The 19,883-nt window shown below is 34.6% G+C and carries 17 protein-coding genes, 1 tRNA gene and 1 pseudogene; all 19 read left to right on the top strand.

Annotated elements, in window-relative coordinates:
* Nucleotides 1-248: 248 nt before the first annotated feature.
* On the top strand, nt 249-1,838 hold the full coding sequence (locus B8955_RS03230) for a type I restriction-modification system subunit M (RefSeq protein ID WP_084098459.1): 1,590 nt from the start codon (nt 249-251) through the stop codon (nt 1,836-1,838).
* Nucleotides 1,838-3,028, top strand: coding sequence for a restriction endonuclease subunit S (locus B8955_RS03225; protein WP_084098457.1), 1,191 nt, complete (start codon nt 1,838-1,840; stop codon nt 3,026-3,028). The genes B8955_RS03230 and B8955_RS03225 overlap by 1 nt, the downstream gene beginning before the upstream one ends.
* Nucleotides 3,029-3,126: 98 nt before the next feature.
* The gene (locus tag B8955_RS03220; protein WP_327078274.1) at nt 3,127-6,177 is read left to right on the top strand and encodes a type I restriction endonuclease subunit R; all 3,051 of its coding nucleotides are present in this window, start codon (nt 3,127-3,129) and stop codon (nt 6,175-6,177) included.
* A gap of 269 nt (nt 6,178-6,446) precedes the next feature.
* Nucleotides 6,447-6,971, top strand: coding sequence for an ATP-binding cassette domain-containing protein (locus B8955_RS03215; protein ID WP_084098453.1), 525 nt, complete (start codon nt 6,447-6,449; stop codon nt 6,969-6,971).
* A 239-nt stretch (nt 6,972-7,210) separates the two neighbouring features.
* Nucleotides 7,211-7,284: transfer RNA gene (locus B8955_RS03210), tRNA-Arg, on the top strand.
* Between the two features lie 260 nt (nt 7,285-7,544).
* On the top strand, nt 7,545-8,234 hold the full coding sequence (locus B8955_RS03205; RefSeq protein ID WP_084098451.1) for a hypothetical protein: 690 nt from the start codon (nt 7,545-7,547) through the stop codon (nt 8,232-8,234).
* 186 nt (nt 8,235-8,420) lie between these two features.
* On the top strand, nt 8,421-9,365 hold the full coding sequence (locus B8955_RS03200; protein ID WP_084098449.1) for a YihY/virulence factor BrkB family protein: 945 nt from the start codon (nt 8,421-8,423) through the stop codon (nt 9,363-9,365).
* A gap of 2 nt (nt 9,366-9,367) precedes the next feature.
* Nucleotides 9,368-10,663: an FtsW/RodA/SpoVE family cell cycle protein gene (locus B8955_RS03195; RefSeq protein WP_234983512.1), complete on the top strand. Its 1,296-nt coding sequence runs from the start codon at nt 9,368-9,370 to the stop codon at nt 10,661-10,663.
* Between the two features lie 256 nt (nt 10,664-10,919).
* Nucleotides 10,920-11,987: a BMP family lipoprotein gene (locus B8955_RS03190; protein ID WP_084098447.1), complete on the top strand. Its 1,068-nt coding sequence runs from the start codon at nt 10,920-10,922 to the stop codon at nt 11,985-11,987.
* A 34-nt stretch (nt 11,988-12,021) separates the two neighbouring features.
* Nucleotides 12,022-13,584, top strand: a complete 1,563-nt coding sequence (locus B8955_RS03185) for an ABC transporter ATP-binding protein (RefSeq protein ID WP_084098445.1) — start codon at nt 12,022-12,024, stop codon at nt 13,582-13,584.
* 13 nt (nt 13,585-13,597) lie between these two features.
* On the top strand, nt 13,598-14,701 hold the full coding sequence (locus tag B8955_RS03180) for an ABC transporter permease (RefSeq protein WP_407639091.1): 1,104 nt from the start codon (nt 13,598-13,600) through the stop codon (nt 14,699-14,701).
* On the top strand, nt 14,701-15,660 hold the full coding sequence (locus tag B8955_RS03175; RefSeq protein WP_084098441.1) for an ABC transporter permease: 960 nt from the start codon (nt 14,701-14,703) through the stop codon (nt 15,658-15,660). The genes B8955_RS03180 and B8955_RS03175 overlap by 1 nt, the downstream gene beginning before the upstream one ends.
* A 137-nt stretch (nt 15,661-15,797) precedes the next feature.
* Nucleotides 15,798-16,551 (top strand): annotated as a pseudogene (locus B8955_RS03170) (amino acid ABC transporter ATP-binding protein).
* A 1-nt stretch (nt 16,552) separates the two neighbouring features.
* Nucleotides 16,553-17,137, top strand: a complete 585-nt coding sequence (locus B8955_RS07085; RefSeq protein ID WP_200804253.1) for a transporter substrate-binding domain-containing protein — start codon at nt 16,553-16,555, stop codon at nt 17,135-17,137.
* Between the two features lie 12 nt (nt 17,138-17,149).
* Nucleotides 17,150-17,386, top strand: a complete 237-nt coding sequence (locus tag B8955_RS07080; RefSeq protein ID WP_200804257.1) for a transporter substrate-binding domain-containing protein — start codon at nt 17,150-17,152, stop codon at nt 17,384-17,386.
* A gap of 68 nt (nt 17,387-17,454) precedes the next feature.
* The gene (locus B8955_RS03160; protein ID WP_159444424.1) at nt 17,455-18,132 is read left to right on the top strand and encodes an amino acid ABC transporter permease; all 678 of its coding nucleotides are present in this window, start codon (nt 17,455-17,457) and stop codon (nt 18,130-18,132) included.
* Nucleotides 18,133-18,147: 15 nt separating this feature from the next.
* The gene (locus B8955_RS03155) at nt 18,148-18,384 is read left to right on the top strand and encodes a hypothetical protein (RefSeq protein WP_084098437.1); all 237 of its coding nucleotides are present in this window, start codon (nt 18,148-18,150) and stop codon (nt 18,382-18,384) included.
* A complete protein-coding gene (locus B8955_RS03150) occupies nt 18,377-18,838 on the top strand; it encodes an ABC transporter permease subunit (protein WP_159444423.1) in 462 nt (153 codons plus the stop codon). The genes B8955_RS03155 and B8955_RS03150 overlap by 8 nt, the downstream gene beginning before the upstream one ends.
* A gap of 9 nt (nt 18,839-18,847) precedes the next feature.
* Nucleotides 18,848-19,846: a uroporphyrinogen decarboxylase family protein gene (locus B8955_RS03145; protein WP_084098433.1), complete on the top strand. Its 999-nt coding sequence runs from the start codon at nt 18,848-18,850 to the stop codon at nt 19,844-19,846.
* Nucleotides 19,847-19,883: the final 37 nt, after the last annotated feature.

Raw genomic sequence — 19,883 nt, 5'->3', positions numbered from 1 at the left:
AATTATTCAGGATAGATTCTAGTTAGTTAATAGAGTAACAAGTCAGAGATTGTGTAGTTTCTTGGTCGAATTAATTATCACAAGTAAGTTGAAATAAGAGAAGCCAATAAAAATGCCAAGAGGCTAGGAAACATTTACAAATCGGCGCTATAAACATTCACACATTTGTTATAATAGATGCATAGTATTTAATTATGTACTTTAAACAATAAAAGTGATGACATTAAATTATATTTGGAGGATTTTACATGACTAAGGGAACAGCAACAGAACTATATCAAGCATTATGGAATTCAGCAGATGTATTACGTTCAAAAATGGACGCTAGTGAGTATAAGAACTATTTACTTGGATTGATTTTCTACAAATATTTATCAGATACGATGCTAGTGCATTCATCGGAAATGTTAGAAGAAAAAACAGAAAATTTAGATGAAGCTTTAGATATGTACCGTGAAGCTTATGCGGATGATGAATTTAGCGAAGAGTTTCAATCTGCATTGGTTTATGAAATGTCCTATCGAATTAAACCAGAATTAACATTCTCTGCTTTGATGGAAGAAATCAATAACCATACATTCCAACGTGAACACCTACAACAAGGTTTACGTGATATTGAACAATCGTCAAACGTGTTTGAAGATTTATTCGAAGATATTGATTTAAACTCTAAAAAATTAGGTGCTACACCACAAAAACAAAACGATACGATTTCTCAAGTTATGAAAGCTTTAGACAATTTAAACTTGGCTAATTATGACGGGGATGCATTAGGAGATGCCTATGAATACCTTATCGGACAGTTTGCGGAGGACTCAGGTAAGAAAGCTGGGGAGTTCTACACGCCGTCCCAGGTGTCTACCCTTATGACCCGCATCGCTTTGGCAAATAAAGAAGATAAGAAAGGTTTAACCGTCTATGACCCAACCATGGGTTCAGGATCATTACTATTAAATGCGGCTAAATATTCAAATGAAGCGTCAACAATTCGTTATTTCGGTCAAGAATTAAACACGTCAACTTATAACCTAGCTCGTATGAATATGTTCCTACATGACGTAGATCCAGAAAATCAAACTTTACGTAATGGGGATACCTTAGATGTGGACTGGCCACAAGATGAACCTACAAACTTTGATGCTGTATTGATGAACCCACCTTATTCAGCAAAATGGTCAGCAGCTAAAGGTTTCTTAGACGACCCACGTTTTGCTTCTTACGGAGTATTACCGCCAAAATCAAAAGCCGACTTCGCATTCTTACTACATGGTTACTTCCACTTGAAGAATGATGGGAAAATGGCCATTGTCCTCCCACATGGTGTACTATTCCGTGGTGGTGCTGAAGGTAAAATCCGTAAAGCATTACTGGAACAAGGCGCAATTGATACAGTTATTGGCTTACCAGCAAACATCTTCTTCAATACAAGTATTCCAACAACGGTTGTTATTCTGAAGAAAAACCGTGATAGTCGTGATGTGCTATTCATTGATGCTTCAAATGAATTTACTAAAGCAAAAAATCAAAATAAATTAGAAGAAAAGCATTTAGATAAAATCTACGAAACTTATTTAAAACGTGAAGATATAGAGAAATACGCACATGTTGCGACATATGAAGAAATTGAAGAAAATGATTTCAACCTAAATATCCCACGCTATGTCGATACATTTGAAGAAGCTGAACCAATTGATGTTGTGGCTTTAAAAGACGAAATGAAACAAACTGATCAAGAAATTGAAGCAGTTTCTAAAGAACTTTTAGCGATGGTTGATGATTTAGAGGTAACAGATGATACCAAAGACATCATTGATGCATTGAAGGAGGTCTTGAGATAATGAGTATAAACAAAGACTCACAGAAAGCACCGAATCTTCGGTTTAAAGGCTTTACTGATGATTGGGAACAGCGTAAGTTGGGAGAAGTATCTGATGTGAGAGATGGAACACATGCTTCGCCAAAATATGTTAACCAAGGGCATCCGATGGTGACATCAAAAAATTTAACCAGTTCGGGTTTAGATATGACAGATGTATCGTTCTTAACTGATGAAGATTTTAATGAGATTAATAAGAGATCTAAAGTTAGTATCGGCGATATTTTATTTGGAATGATTGGAACTATCGGTAATCCAGTAATTGTTGATAGAGCTGACTTTGCAATTAAAAATGTGGCGCTAATTAAAGAAAAAAGTTATAACCCTATAATGAATAGGTGGTTACTACAATATCTTAAATCTCCATCTTTTAATCGGTTTATTCAGAAAGAAAATGCTGGAGGAACTCAAAAATTTATAGCGCTTGGTCTAATTCGTGATATGATTTTGAAAGTTCCTGGATTAGAAGAACAACAAAAAATTGGCACATTTTTAAGACAGATAGATAATACTATCACTCTTCACCAGCGTAAGTTAGACCAATTAAAACAACTAAAAGAAGCGTTGTTACAGCAAATGTTCCCTGGTAAAGGCGAAACGGTGCCGAAATTACGGTTTGCTGGGTTTGAAGGGGATTGGGAAGAGTGGAAGTTAAAAGATGTATCAGAAATGTATGACAATTTGCGAGTTCCAGTTACCGCATCTGATAGGATTCCAGGAGAAACACCCTATTACGGTGCAAATGGGATACAAGATTACGTTAAAGACTACACCCACATTGGAGAATTTGTCTTAATAGCAGAGGATGGTGCAAACGATCTTGTAAATTATCCAGTACACTATGTTACTGGTGAGGTTTGGGTGAATAATCATGCACATGTAATAAGCGCTATGGAAGGAAAGTTAGATAATTTATTTTTAGTTTCTCGTCTTAAATCAATGAACTTTATTCCTTGGTTAGTGGGAGGAGGCAGAGCAAAATTAAATGGTGATGTTCTAAAGAAATTACCGATTATTATTCCACATTTAGAAGAACAACAAAAGATTGGTTCTTTCTTTAAACACTTAGATAACACTATCTCCGGTCATCAACGTAAATTAGATCAATTACAAAATATGAAACAAGTCTTGCTACAAAACATGTTTATATAATCATATAAATCACCTTCGCTATATTCAGTTCACTTTGATAAAGAGTATTGATGTAGCGAAGGTATTTGTATAAAAATCATTATAAAGGAGTGTGTAATGTGAAAAGCTTTGAATTAGAAAGCGAAATGGAAGATAAGCTGATAGACCAGCTTATAAACGGTGAATCTCAATGGACTTATCGGCCAGATTTAAGAAACGAAGAAGCATTATGGGATAATTTCCGCAAAATTCTGACTCGTAATAATAAGGATAAATTAAATGACGTCCCGTTAACGGATAAGGAGTTTGAACAAGTAAAAACGCAATTAAACTTTGGGTCATTTTATCGTGCTGCTGAATGGTTAAAAGGGGAAAATGGCATTGCACAAGTCCTTGTACAACGTGAAGATGCGAAATTAGGAAAAGTTTCCTTAACGGTCTTCAAATCACAAGATATTTCTGGTGGGATTTCCGTTTATGAAGTGATTAATCAGTATGCGTCAAGTAAACGTGATGAACAAGACCGAAACCGCCGTTTTGATGTCACTTTATTGATTAATGGATTACCTTTAATTCAGATTGAATTGAAAAATCGTTCAGAAGGGTATATGGCAGCCTTTGAACAAATCAAGAAATACTCAAACGAAGGTAAATATACAGGTATCTTTTCAATGCTTCAAATGTTTGTGGTCACAAATGGGGTAGATACGAAGTATATCGCAGCAGCTGATGGCCAACATATTAATAAAGAGTTCTTAACTTCATGGGTAGATAAAAATAACAATAGAGTCAATAACTATTTAGGTTTTGCCAAAGAAGTGCTATCTATTCCACAAGGTCATAAAATGATTACCGAGTTCTCTGTGTTAGATGCTGACCATAAAGCCATTATTTTACTTAGACCTTATCAAATTCATGCGATCTTAGCAGTAGAGCAAGCCGTACGACAACGTCAGTCTGGTTACGTATGGCATACAACAGGTTCTGGTAAAACACTTACGTCTTATAAAGTGGCCAGAAACTTATTGAGAAGTCCTGCTTTAGATAAAACGATATTTATCGTAGACCGAATTGACCTTGACCAACAAACGGGTACTGCCTTTAAATCTTATGCAATGAATGACGTTGTAGAAGTGAATGATACGGATAACGTATCCGATTTGGTGCGAAAATTAACCGCTAATGACCGTGACTTAGTGATTACAACGATACAAAAATTAAATTATGTCATGAAACGTTACGGTGACAAAGAAGATGACCGTATCGCAAAGAAATTACGCAATTTAAACATAGGGTTCGTTGTAGATGAGTGTCACCGTGCTGTGACCCCTAAAAAACAACAAGAAATTACGAAGTTCTTCCCTAAATCACTTTGGTATGGCTTTACTGGAACCCCAATATTTGCGGAAAATGCGAGAGATGAATTTGGGGATATGCCACGTACAACAGAAGAACAGTATGGCCCACGTCTGCATGAATATACGGTAAAAGAAGCTATTCATGATAAAGCCGTACTCGGTTTCCAAGTTGAATATATTAATACACTTGAAAAGAACTCTATTGTAGATTATTTTGACCAATCCGGTATCGATATAGATGGGTTGAGTGAACAAGAAATAGAAGCTAAATTACCTAGAGAAGCTTATGAAAACGATGAACACAAGCTAAAAGTCATTGACCAAATCGTTAATTACTCAAGACATAAATTCAAACTTACTCGTGGCCCAGGGAATACCTATAGTGCGATTTTAACCACACGTTCTATTCCTGATGCACAACGCTATTATGAGCTGTTTAATGAAGTAAAAGAAGGTAAATCAAGCGTTAAGATAAGTGAAAAAACAAAGAGTCTAGTATCAGACTTCCCAAAAGTAGCGGTGACTTATTCTTTAAACGAAACAGAAGAAACTTCTTTTGAACGTCAATCACAATATAAACAAATTATTCAAGATTATAATGAAACGTTCAATACACATTATGACCTAGAACAGGTTAGAGCTTTTAACCAAGACATTAATAATCGCTTAGCACGGAAAAGAGATATATACCGTACACGTAGTGAACAATTAGATATTGTGATTGTGGTTGATCGTCTATTAACTGGATTCGATTCACCTTCAACAGCGATTTTATTCATGGATAGACCACCCGCAAAGCCACACCATTTAATTCAAGCTTTCTCACGGACAAACCGTATCTACGACAAGGATAAACAATACGGCCAAATTATGACTTTCCAATATCCAATTCAGTATCAAGAAGCGGTCGAAAATGCCTTTATTCTGTATTCGAACGGTGGAGAGAGCGCCATACAGGCGCCAGGGTGGAATGAGTCATACGGACGCTTCCAGGACGCTTATGAGCGTTTAATTTCTGTTGCGCCTAGCCCAGAGAGCATTGATGTCAATGATGATGTTGATACCCTCAAACTCTTTGTGAAAGCTTATCAAGAATTTGATAAAAGCTTAGGCGCTATCCAAGTATATTCAGAGTTTGACGAAGATGTGTTTGAACAACAATACAACTTACGTCCTGAAGTCATAGAGTCCTACCATGGTAAGTATGAGAACGCCTTAGAAAAAATTAGAGAACAAATCGATGAAGATGAAGAAGATGACTTAACGATTGACTTCGATTATCAGTTGTCTGAAGTAGGCAAGCAACAAATTGATTACGAATACTTAATGCTGTTAATGCAAACGATCGTAAATGAACCTGATAGTCAAAATCGTATCAAACGCATTGTTGACGCTGAAGCTTACTTAACGAAGTTTAAAGATAATAACCCTAAATTAGGTGAAATTATTGAAGATATCTTCTCTACTATTAAGGATGGTAATGAGCTAGCACAAGCAGAAAATACGCTTAATGTATCGAGTGAAATCGAAAAACGTATTGATGAGCGTATTGATTATTTAGTACAAAACTTATCCGAAAACCTTTATGTTCAGCCTGATGATTTGTATTATCTGATTGAAAATTACAAACCAGAAAAATCAGGTAAACAAACTGGTGAGAGTAATCTCCTTGAGAATATGGATAAAGATCGTTACCTAGAAGAAAATCGGGAGAAAGTACAGAAAAAATTCAGAGTGAAAAAATTCGCTAAACAAGAGTATACCGATGTAATCGAAAGCGAAATACTCCCGTTAACGAACAAAAACTTCTAAAAATGAATAGCAAAGAAGAGGCTGGGACAAAAGGTCTCTCAAAAAAACACACTCCCACTATGAACTTTTTTGTTCAATAGTGAGAGTGTGTTTTTCTAGATCTTTATAAAACAAATGAAAGTAGTTTTGTCCCAGCCACTTTTCGTGTCGGATAAATGGCCCGCAATCTACATAATTGAGTGGTCTTTGATTTTCCTATTATCTTTTACACAATTATATGGACTTTATCAATAATAAGAGAGGTTAAATTCTCTCAAAAATAAGGAGGATTGATTTATGATATATATATAGACCATTTAGAAAAAGAAATAGGGGATAAAGTTTTATTCGCTATAAAAAAATTGACGATTAATGTAAATGATAAAATTGGCTTAATTGGCAATAATGGAGTTGGGAAAACAAGTCTTTTAAGAATCCTATCGGGTCACGATACAGAATATTTTGGCTATATAGACATACAAACAAATATTGCTTATTTACTCGACGGGGAGGAAGAATTAGAGTTTTCCGAAGAAGACTATTTAAAAGCTGAAGTAGACAATCAGGCAAATAACAGTCCAGGAGAATCTCAAAGACTGAAACTAACTAAACTTCTTTCAAATAAATCTGCTTTTTTGTTAGTAGATGAACCTACATCTCATTTAGATATAAAGCAAAAAGAAAAATTAATAGAGAGCTTGAGAAATAGAAAATTAGGTTTCATACTTATTTCTCATGACCGTGATCTTATCAATCAGACTTGTAATAAGATTAACGACGAAATCTATTTCAACATGAAATTAGTCATCAAATAGAAGCAGAACGTCAGTATCGGAAGAAAGAATCATCTAAGGAAAAACCATCATTGCTAATGACAATCTTTACTATTCTTATAGCTTTATCAGTTATTGTCGGGTTAATTCAAATTTTATTCTCTCTTTAAAATGGTTTAGCAACTAATAGAATTAATAATTTTGGAGGAATATCTCGTCCTTTAAAATGGTACTTGAAAAAAAGACGAACCCACGATATAATGTAGTAGTTATCTTTTGTTCTTGGGATAGCTCAGTTGGATAGAGCAACGGTCTTCTAAACCGTAGGTCGTGGGTTCGAATCCCACTCTCAAGATAGGTAAAAACCTTATCATATTAACGTTTATGACGTTGGTATGATAAGGTTTTTTGATTAGAATTAGAAAGTTGTCATAAAAGGCGACTATAAATTATCTATTTTAGATTATCAAGTGTTTAAAGTTAATAATTTTACAATTAAGACTGATACAACTATTTATATTAAATAATTAAATTCTTTTTAAAGTATCCGAGTTGAAATCAGGAAACAGTCATTCTATGGTAAAATAAAGAAAACAAAAGAGACGAGGAGATTTTATGAAAAAATATTATAAAGTTTTATTAGCTACTGTAGCCACTATTACTTTAGCTGCTTGTAGTCCATCGCAAGACGATGTTTCTTATAAAGACAGTGATGAAAAATCTGGTCAAGTTGAACCTATTGTTGAAGAAAAAGATGATCAAACAAAATTAAATCAAGATTCTAGTTCAGAGAAGTCTGATTCTTCCAAAGATGAAAATTCAGAAGAGTCAGAGTCGACTGATTCAGAATCTACTTCTTCTGAAAGTGAAACAAACGGTGAATTCACACCTGAAGAAGAGTCCATTATTCAAACCCCAATGCCAGAATCAACAGGCCAAGAACGCGCAATTAGTTCTAGCGAAGTCGATAGTTCAGAGAGCGATACGGTTAATGAAGAATCTGCAGCTGAAGAATCAACCGATGATACTCAAGGATTTGATAATTCACGTGCCGAAGAATTATTAAATGAAGCTGCACCACTAATTCACGAAGCTTCTGGAAATATGTTTAAAGGCAATAGTTACGTTTTTACACCAATTTTACTTAATGATAATTTAGTCCAAATTGAAGTTCATAAACAAAGCCCAAATGACCAAGAACAAATGAACTTGATTACCATTTACCGTTATGATAGCGAACATGGTCATTTAATGGAACAAAATGTTGTTAATGCGGATTGGTCTAATGTCACACCAAAAGAATAGATTCTTTAGTGAAGGCCAGGATGTTGTTTCCTGGCCTTTTTTAGATTGCTTGATAAATCTGAATTTTTAAATAAACAATAGTAGCGAAACCTTGAATAGTTTCATATAATAAAAGGGTTAGATGAAAAAGATTACGACTTTAGTTATCGCTTTTTCATAAATGAGAAGTGAAAGAGGTTTCTAGATATGAACATAAAAAAGATTAAAGATAATCTTCCCGTTTTTATGGAGAGTGTAACCCAAGCGAATGTAGCTGGTAGTGCTGCAGAAATGACGTATTATTTATTATTAGCATTATTTCCAGTTTTATTATTAGTTGCTAATATTATCCCTTTATTGCCAATTGATTCTGCAATGATTATCGATCTAATTGCACAATTTTTACCAGAGCAAATTGAACCTTTAATTTTACCTACTTTACAGGACTTTTTAAATTCAGCTAACCCACAAGTCATCTCGGTTGGGTTTATCTTGTCAATTTGGTCAGCATCTGTGGCATTCAATACGTTACAAAATGTATTGAATCGTGTTTATGCAGTCGAAAATACGAATAATTTTATTGTAACACGCTTACTGTCCTTCTTATTAGCTATGGCATTAGTCATCGGTGTTGGTGCTGTCAGCATGATCTTCGTTTTTGGACAGTCAATTTTGGACTTCTTAGGTGGATTTTTCCCTATTCCTTCCGAATTGATTAGCCTATTTACGAGTTTACGATGGCCAGCGTTATTAATTGTTTTATTCTTAATGCTTATGTATATCTATCAAATTATTCCTAAACACCATTATGCGATTATTTATAATATTCCTGGAGCAATTTTATCTTCATTATTAATGTTATTACTAAGTAGTTTCTTTAGCTTATATGTGACTTATTTTGGTGGGTCGTCAGTAAGTAATGGGACGATTGGCGTTTTCATTGTTTTAATGTTGTATCTATATTTTTCTAGTATCGTGTTAATTGTTGGTGCTTTAGTTAATCGAATGTTTTATATCATGAAAAATTTAGAATTTGTAAAAGAGAAGTCACAAAAAACGACACAATATTTTTCAGAAAATTATACTAATATTTATCATGATGATGTGTATCGTGGTCATTTAACACGAAAAGACTTACTTGAGGAGGAATAAGATTGGAAAAACAACGTACCTCCAATCAAAGAACAAAACCAAATAAAAAAAGCAATCAACGAATTGATTATACAATTTTAACCGTAGTTATTATTTTGGCCTTACTAAGTATCGGAATGATATTTTCAACCACTTATTTACAATTCTCAACCGGTTCGTTAACGCCAACTATCATGCAGTCTGTATGGTATATTATTGGTTTTGGACTTTTGGCGATTACAATGCGAATTGATCGTCAGACATTATATGATTTTGCGGTTGTGAGTTATTTTATCGGTATTATATTACTGATTCTTGTATTGTTTTTCTATGATAGGGAATTAGCGATAACTAATGGGGCGAAGTCATGGTTTACTATTGGTCCAATATCATTTCAACCGTCTGAAATTATGAAAATTGCGTATATTTTATTAATGGGACGTCTCGTCCATCAATATAATGAGGACGCTAGAATTGATGGTTTAGAGGCAATGCATCGCAAGGAACGGATGCGTTATGATTTTTCCTTTTTAATGAAATTGTTATCATGGACGCTACCGCCACTATTACTAGTTATTTTACAAAATGACTTAGGGACAACGTTAGTTTTCTTAGTGATGTTTATTGGCGTTGTATTTGTTTCTGGCATTACTTGGCACATTATTACTCCTGCGTTCCTAATTGGGATATTTATAGCTGTCTTTGTTCTATTATTAGTTATTTATAATCGTGATATTTTAGAATTCTTTGGTTTTCAATCTTATCAATTTGCTCGTATTGATTCATGGCTAAACCCATTTGGAAATACAGCGAATGAGAGTTATCAATTAGCTCAAAGTTTAAAAGCGATAGGGTCAGGTGGCATTATCGGTAAAGGAATTGGAAACTTTGAAGTATATGTACCTGTACGTGAATCTGATATGATATTTGCGACAATTGGGGAAAATTTTGGATTTATAGGCGGCGCACTCGTCATTTTGCTTTATTTTATTTTAATTTATCAAATGATTGCAGTGAGTTATCAAACACATGATGCGTTTTATGCGACGATTGTTGCTGGTATTGTTATGATGTTAACATTCCATATTGTAGAAAATATTGGAATGTCTGTTGGATTACTACCATTAACTGGTATTCCACTTCCGTTTATTTCAATGGGAGGGACTTCATTAGTTAACAATATGTTATCTGTTGGAATTATCTTATCCATTGAGTATCATGAACATTCAACCAAAGAAGAATTAGAAAAAAGTTGGATTATTCGTGGCGTTCGTCATCTTAATCGTTTAGTTCCACAACAAGTTATGAAAAAAATATAAGCTATAGACTGGTGAAGAGCCAGTCTTTTTTTGTGCCATAAGCGAATTATTCGGAAGTAATTATATATATGGTAAAGAAAGCGTTTTTTATTTGGAAGTTTTTGCTTATTTAGTGAATGTAACTGCATACAATTAATATAAACACGAACGATATAAAAAAATGTGTATTTAACATTCGCTAAAACTATAGATTTTTATCAAAAAATACGCTATAGTATAAGAGTAAAATAAACGAGTTTATGTGGGAGGAATATTCATGATGAATAAGAAAATTTTCCGTATGGGTCTAGTAGGATTAAGTGCTGTAACATTATTAGCGGCTTGTGGTAATGGCAATGATTCTGGAGATTCTAATTCTGGTGGCGACTCTGATACTAAAGTTGCTTTCTTAACTGACCAAGGTGGAGTCGATGACCGTTCATTTAACCAATCAGGATGGGAAGGTCTTAAATCTTGGGGAGAAGACAATAATCTCGAACAAGGACAAGGTTATGAAGTATTCCAAGGTAAAAGTGATGCTGATTATACACCAAATATTGATCAAGCCATTTCAAGTGGATACAACGTAGTTGCAGGTGTTGGATTTAAATTAAAACCAGCAATTGAAGAAGCTGCTTCACGTAATCAAGATACAAACTTTATTATTGTCGATGAAGAGATTAAAGATCAAGAAAATGTGGCTTCAGCTACATTCCGTGATCAAGAATCAGCATACTTAGCAGGTATTGCTGCTGCACACACAACTGAAACAAATAAAGTTGGATTTATTGGTGGAGTTAAAGGTCAAGTTATTGGTGAATTCGAAGCTGGATTTAAAGCCGGAGTGGAAGCTGGTGCTAAAGAGTTAGATAAAGACATTGAAGTCATTACTCAATACGCAGAAGCATTTGATGCACCTGACAAAGGTAAATCTATTGCTAATGGTATGTATGGCCAAGATGCAGATATTATTTATGCTGCAGCTGGTGGTACTGGAAATGGATTATTCCAAGAAGCTAAAGCGATTAATGAAGCTGGCGATAAAAAAGTTTGGGTAATTGGTGTTGACCGTGATCAAGAAGATGAAGGTAAATATACGTTAGATGGAAAAGAAGAAAACTTTACACTAACATCAACAGTTAAAAATGTTGGGGAATCAATTGTTGACTTAGTTGAAAAAGCTCAAGATGGCGAATTTCCTGGTGGCGAAACCGTTGAATATGGTTTAGAAAATGATGGTGTTGGTATTACAGATGGTCAGTTATCTGATGAAGCAAAATCTGCAATTGAAGATGCCAAAGAAGGCATTAAAAATGGTGACATTGAAGTACCAACTGAACCATAAAAATAATTAGCAGAAAAATTTTAGGAGTGAAAAAATGTCAAATAGCAACGTGATTGAAATGCGCAATATCACAAAAATTTTCAACTCGTTTAAAGCTAATGATAATATCAACCTTGATTTAAAAAAAGGTGAAATTCATGCTTTACTAGGTGAGAATGGTGCAGGAAAATCCACGTTGATGAATATTCTGTCCGGATTGTTGGAACCAACATCTGGACAGATTTTCATTAATGGGGAACCTGTCACTCTAGACGGACCAAAATCAGCCAATGATTATGGTATTGGAATGGTTCATCAACATTTTATGTTAATCGATGCCTTCACCGTTACTGAAAATATCATTTTAGGAAGTGAAACAACTAATGGTGGACGCTTAGATATCGCAACAGCAGAGGAAGAGATTAAACAGTTGTCGGATACTTATCAATTGGATATTGATCCTAAAGCAAAAGTTCAAGATATATCTGTTGGGATGCAACAACGGGTTGAAATTTTAAAAACGTTGTATCGTGGTTCAGAAATTTTAATCTTTGATGAACCAACTGCTGTCCTAACACCACAAGAGATTGATGAATTAATGAATATTTTACGTTCTTTAGCAAAAGAAGGTAAAGCAATTATTTTAATTACCCATAAACTCGATGAAATTAAAGCGGTCGCTGATCGATGCACGATTATAAGACGGGGAAAAAGTATTGAAACTGTTCCTGTTGCTGATGTTACTAGCCAACAACTAGCCAATATGATGGTTGGTGAGGAAGTATCCTTCAAACAAGATAAAGCGCCTGCTCATATTGGTCAAACAATTATCAGTATGAAAGATTTAAACGTTAAGGAAAATCGGGGAGTATTGGCGGTAAAAGATTTTTCACTTGATTTAAAGGCAGGAGAAATTGTCGGTTTGGCTGGAATTGATGGCAATGGACAATCAGAATTAGTTCAAGCATTAGCTGGTTTACGGTCAGTTGAGTCAGGAACCATTACGTTTAATGAGCAAGATGTAACGAATGCTAAACCTCGTCAATTAACTGAAGCTGGATTAGCTCATATTCCAGAGGATCGTCAAAAATATGGTTCGATATTAGAAATGAGTGTTACTGAAAATCTGTCGTTACCAACTTACTATCGTAAACCAAATAGTAAAGGTGGTATTTTGCAAAAAGAAACTATGCGTCAAAAAGCTGAGGAAATGATTCATAATTTTGACGTTCGAACAACGAGTGTTGATAATACGATGGGCTCATTATCTGGTGGTAACCAACAAAAAGTGATTATCGCTCGTGAACTTGATCGAGATGCTGATTTTATTATTGCCGCTCAGCCAACTCGTGGGTTAGATGTTGGAGCTATTGCCAATATTCATAAACGGTTAATTGCTGAACGTGATAAAGGAAAAGCTGTTTTACTAATTAGTTTTGAATTAGATGAAATTTTAAATTTATCTGATCGCATTGCCGTTATTCATGATGGTAGTGTGGCAGGTATTTTAACACCTGAAGAAACGAATAAAGAAGAATTAGGTTTATTGATGGCTGGTTCTTCTCGACGTAAAGCAGCAGAGGAAAGTCATATGAAAGGAGCTGAACGCAGTGAATAGTCAACGACAACAGATGCGAAAAATTGCAGTTCCGATAATTGCAGTTATACTAGGACTATTAGCGGGAGCCTTAATTATGCTCATTTTTGGCTACCAACCAATAGCAGGATATGGTTCTTTATTAAAAGGTGCTTTTGGTTCTATGCGATCATTTGGAGAAGTATTAAGACAAGCGACCCCACTTATTTTCACAGCTATTGGATTTATGGTAGCTAGTTCGGCTGGCTTCTTCAATATTGGATTGTCAGGTCAAGCGTTAGCAGGATGGGTGGCTTCTATTTGGATGGCTTTGGCTTTTCCTGATTTACCTAAAGCTATTTTACTACCTGCTTGTATTTTAGTTGGAGCATTAGCGGGCGCTATTGCTGCCTTTGTTCCTGGTTTTTTAAGAGCTTTCTTTGGGACTAGTGAAGTTATTGTCACTATTATGATGAATTATATCATTTTGTACTCTAGTACTTATATTTTACAAAATGTGTGGCCAGAAGCTTATCGAACCTCAGTGGACTCATCGATTATGGTATCTGAAAATGCTAGTTTAAGAGTTCTTGGGTTATCTCAATTATTTGGTGGCTCTCGAGTAAATATGGGATTAATTCTCGCACTGATTGCTTTAGTGATTATTTGGGTTATTATTCGGAAAACAACCTTAGGATTTGAAATCCGAGCCGTTGGACTTAATCCGTTTGCTTCTGAAAATGCAGGGATGAGTAGTAAACGAACGATTATTATATCTATGATTCTTTCTGGTGTGTTTGCTGGTTTGGGAGGAGTTGTTGAAGGATTAGGAACTTATCAAAACTTCTTCGTACAGACCACAAACTTATCTATTGGATTTGATGGAATGGCTGTTAGTTTATTAGGTGCAGGTGCACCAATTGGTATCTTATTAGCCGCCATTTTATTTAGTGCATTACAAATTGGTGGTTTGAATATGCAAACAGGTGCAGGGGTACCGTTTGAAATTGTAAGTATTATCATCGCCTTAATTTTATTATTTGTAGCTATTAGCTATCTTGTTGAGAAAGGACTAGACAAAGTAACTAGTCTTCATAAAGATCATGATCAAAAGAGTTCTTCACAAGGGACAGCTAAAGATGAAGGAGGCATAGATTAATGGATACAGTGAGTTTAATTTCTTTAATTGTTACTTCAACTTTAGTTTATTCCACGCCATTAGTATTAACGGCTATCGGCGGAACTTTCTCTGAACGTGGAGGGATTGTTAATGTCGGTTTAGAAGGAACCATGGTAATTGGTGCCTTCATTGGTATCGTGTTTAACTTAACGTTTGCTGATGCTTTAGGTGATTGGACGCCTATTTTAGGGATTATTTTAGGTGGCCTTGTGGGTGTGCTTTATGCTGCCATTCACGCTTATGCTACTGTCAAAGCACGGGCAGATCATATCATTTCAGGAACGGTTTTAAATTTAATGGCTCCCGCACTCGGTGTCTTCTTAACTAAAGTTATTTTTGATGGTAAAGGACAAACTGATAATATTAGTGAAACAATTGGATATGCATCAGTACCGCTATTAGAAAAAATTCCAGTTATTGGAGATATTTTCTTCAATCACACGTTTGTTTTTGCCTATGTCGCTATTATATTAGGGGCATTAGCAACGTTTGTTATCTATAATACTCGCTATGGTTTACGTTTGCGGTCAGTTGGAGAAAATCCTCAGGCGGCTGATACATTAGGGATTAATGTCGATAACTATCGAATTTCAGGAGTCTTACTTTCAGGACTTTTTGCTGGTATGGGTGGAGCGTTATTCGCCCAATCGATTTCTGGTAGTTTTTCAATTGGAACCATTGCAGGTCAAGGATTTATGGCGTTAGCAGCTATGATATTTGGTAAATGGCATCCTATGGGAGCTACATTTGCTGCTTTCTTCTTTGGTTTTGCACAAAGTTTAAGTATCATAGGTGGACAATTACCAGTTATTAATGAAATTCCATCGGTTTACTTACAAATTCTTCCGTACTTGATTACAATTGTTGTCCTCGTTGCTTTCTTAGGAAAAGCATCAGGGCCTAAAGCTGGAGGAACAAATTATATCAAAGCAAAATAATCCATTTGTTTTTAGTCTGGAACGTTCGGTTCCAGACTTTTTTATACTTATGAGTAGGAAAATTTACCGCTTTCAAAATATATAATAAATTAACTAAGGATTAGTATGTGGATTGATTAAAGAAAGTAGGTGAAGAGTTGATAGAGCTAGCGAACATTGAAAAGTCATTTGGTGATAAGAAAATTTTAAAAGGAATTAATTTATCAGTTGATGAAGGTGATGTGGTCGCCTTAATTGGACCTAGTGAAACTGGAAAAACAACATTGTTGAGACCATTAATTTTTTGGAGAAAGCAGATAAAGGTACCATTCAAATTGCTGATCAAGTTCTAGATGTTAACCAAGCAAAAGAATCAGAAATTATTGATTTGAGACGGAAAACAGCGATGGTTTTTCAAAATTATAGTTTATTTAAAAATAAAACGTTATTGGAAAACGTCATGGAAGGGTAGTTATTGTTCAAGGAATTGATAAAAGTGAAGCTGAATCAATAGCTAAAGCAGAAATTGAACGTGTTGGGTTAGGACATAAATTGGATGCTTATCCTAAGGAAATTTCAGGTGGTCAGCAACAACGAATTAGTATTGCTAGAGCACTTGCCTTAAAACCACAAGTATTGCTTTTAGATGAGCCAACATCGTCGTTAGACCCTGAAACTTCCGTTGAGGTTCTTAAAATCTTAAAAGAAGTGGCTAAATCAGGAATTACGATGATAATTGCGACCCATGAAATGGCTTTTGCTGAGAATGTATCGAATCGAGTAGTGTTTATGGAAGATGGTTATATTATTGAAGATGGAAGTCCAGATCAAATCTTTAACCATGCCCATGAACAACGAACCATCGATTTTGTTCAAGAAATTTCTAGGGATATATTTGAAGAAGGAGAATAAAATGTTTAAAAAGAAAAGTTTGTTAGCAGCAGGTATGGCTTTAATTCTCGCTGCATGCGGACAAGGTGGAGAATCTAGTGAAGAATCTAGTAGTAATCCAGATGCTAAAGAAGTGACAGTAGCTGTAGAAAATTCATCAAAACCTCTAAGTTTTACAGATGATTCTGGAGAACTAACTGGATATGAAGTAGAGACAATTAAAGCACTTGATGAAGTGGTTGATGATTATAACTTCAATATTGAAAGTGCCGATGCAGAAGGAACTCAAGTTGGTTTAGATACTGGAAAATATCAAATGATGGGTGGAGGTTTATATAAAACCAAGGAACGGGAAGATTTATACCTATTTCCTGACGAAAATTCTGGTGCAAGCATTATCCGAATTTACAAACGAAAAGATGATGATTCTATTAAAACACTAGATGATTTAACAGATAAAAAAGTCCATCCAGTCACTCCAAATGGAGGAATTTTCAATTTATTAACAGAATATAATGAAGACCATCCAGATAAAAAAATTGATATTCAACTAGGCGAAAGTGGCGATTTTGCTCAACAATTCCAAGCGATTGACGAACGAAAATAAGATGCAGTTGTTATCCCTTCAAATATTGGAGCGAACGATATTATTGATGAATTAGATTTAAACGTTGAACCGGTTGAGGAACCTGTACGAGTTAATCCAACATATTTTGTTCTTGCTCCTGATCAAGAAGATTTAAAGACAGCTGTTGATGAAGGAATTAAAGAATTAAAAGAAAACGGTCGGTTAAAAGAATTGTCTGAAAAATGGTATGGAGAAGATATGTTCCAATATGAAATAACTGAATCATAATTAACATAAAGAACTGTGTTCCTCATCACAGTTCGGAAATAAAATATTAAATAAGTTGGGGTGAGCGTGTGAATATACAATTTATATTCAGAATATTTCCAATATTGTTGAAATATTTACCGACTACTCTTTATATTTTTATTATTTCAGCAATTTTAGGACTATTACTAACAAGTATTGTGACTGTATTAAGGTTAAAACGAATACCTTTGATTGATAAAATGTTAAAAATGTACGTGTCGTTTATGCGAAGTACACCAGGAATTATTCATATCTTTATGATTTATTATGGATTGCCGGTACTTCTGAGAGTGATAGGTATTAATATTGATCAAACTAGTCGAATGACATATTCGATTATTGCTCTAGTATTGTTTAACGGAGCTTTTATTTCAGAAATTTTACGTCCAGGTTATTTAGCAGTTTCCAAAGACCAGTTTGAAGCTGGAGAAAGTGTTGGGATGACCAAATGGCAAGTTCATAAGCAAATTATTATTCCTCAAATGATACCGACTATCCTACCAAGCTTATCTAATGCTCTTGTTGATTTACTACAAGATACTTCGTTGTTATATCTAATTGGATTAGTAGATATGATGGGAGAAGCAGAAATCATCATCTCTAATAATTACGGGGTTAACCAAATGGAAGTATATCTAGTCATTGGATTAATTTATTGGGGACTATGTTCTCTTATCGATTGGATTACTCAAAAAATGGAAAATCGAATGATAGAGTACTTGTAGATTGGAGGATAAAAAGTGGTTTTTACACCTGAAGTTATATGGGAAACTTTTTTAATGGTTCTTACTGCAGTTCCTAGAACGCTTCTCTTAGCAGTGGTGATTTTATTTTTTGGTATTATTTTAGGTTTGCTTATCGCAATCTTGAAAAGAAAACAACTTCCTGGTTTGACTACAGTTTTAAATATTTTTATATCATACATGCGTGGTGTTCCCTTAATTATTCATTTACTCATTTTACAGTTTATTGCCTGAAGCTGGAGCATCATTATTATCTATTTTTGGTATTACGACAGATCCTAATAATTTTCCCAGTGTATTAATAGTATTGATAACCTATATTGCCTTGGATACAGCGATTGAAGCACAAAATATTTATGGTGCTTTTCAATCAATTGATTATAGGCAAATAGAAGCGGGATATTCAATAGGGTTTACAAGAAAGCAAAATTATCAACGCATTATAATTCCACAATTAATTGCTACCGTAACTCCATTATTCTTAAATAGCTTCTTAAAGATGATTAAAGCATTATCTTTAGCTTTTACGGTTGGAGTCGTTGATATAGTAGCTACAGCTCGATACGCTGCAGCACTAAATTATCGTTACTTTGAATCCTATATAGCGGCAGCTCTAGTTTATTGGTTATTATGTGGAATTTTACAATTTATTTTTTGCAAGATTGAAAAAAGAATGCAATTTAATTAGGAGGAAATTATGAAGAAACAAGATGTTATCAAACAAGTTCTAAATGGCGAAACTCCAGATTATATTCCGTTTTCTTTTTGGAGTCATTATCCAGACATTGATCGTGATCCAGAAAAAATTGCTGAACAGACATTTAAAAACTTCAAACGATTTAACTTGGATTGGATAAAAACATTAAATAATGGAATGTACACAGTAGAAGACTATGGGGTGACAATTGATCACGAACCGGTTAAAACTGGAGGGATGTCTGAAATAGTTAGTACACCAATTCAATCGGCTGAAGATTGGAAAAAGTTACCTGAAGTTACTATTGAGTCTAAAGCTTTAGCTCGTGAACTAAAATATTTGGAGCTTCTATTAAAAAAAGTAAATGGGGAAGCGCCTATTATTATGACCATTTTTAGTCCATTAACGATTGCGCATAAGCTTTCAAAAGGAAAGGTTCTAGATCATATTGCAGAAGGAAATGGTAATTTAGTAAAACATGCTCTCGATAAAATTGCTACAACGCATGCTCAGTTAGCACACAGAGCTATTGAATTAGGAGCTGACGGTATTTATTTTGCGACACAATTAGCTGACTTTGATAAAACAACGCAACCGATTTATGAAGAATACGGGTTACCGTTTGATAAAAAAGTGATTTCTGGTGCTGAGCAAGGATGGTTAAACGTTGTTCATTTACATGGATCAAATATAATGACAGATTTCATTGGTGAATTTCCGGTACAAGTCGTTAATTGGCATGTTGGAGAATCACAACCTGATATTAAAAAAGGGCAAGAGCAAGCCGAAGCTCCTGTAATGGGTGGATTAAAACGTTTAGATATCACTGAAGATAACTTAGAGGCTTTAGAAAATCAAATTAAAGATGCGATAACGCAACTAGAAGGTAAAAATTTACTTTTATCTCCTGCTTGCATGATTCCACTACCTTTTAAATCTAAAAATATTGACAAAATTATTGAAATGAAACAAACTGTTGAAAAAGAGGTTCTAGGTTAATCATAAACTAATTATTTTTAGTAATAATGGTTCATGG

The organism is Aerococcus suis (assembly GCF_900176325.1).
GTDB lineage: Bacteria > Bacillota > Bacilli > Lactobacillales > Aerococcaceae > Aerococcus > Aerococcus suis.
The sequence above is the reverse complement of the archived record's forward strand: the minus strand, read 5'-3'. Positions and strand labels throughout refer to the sequence as shown.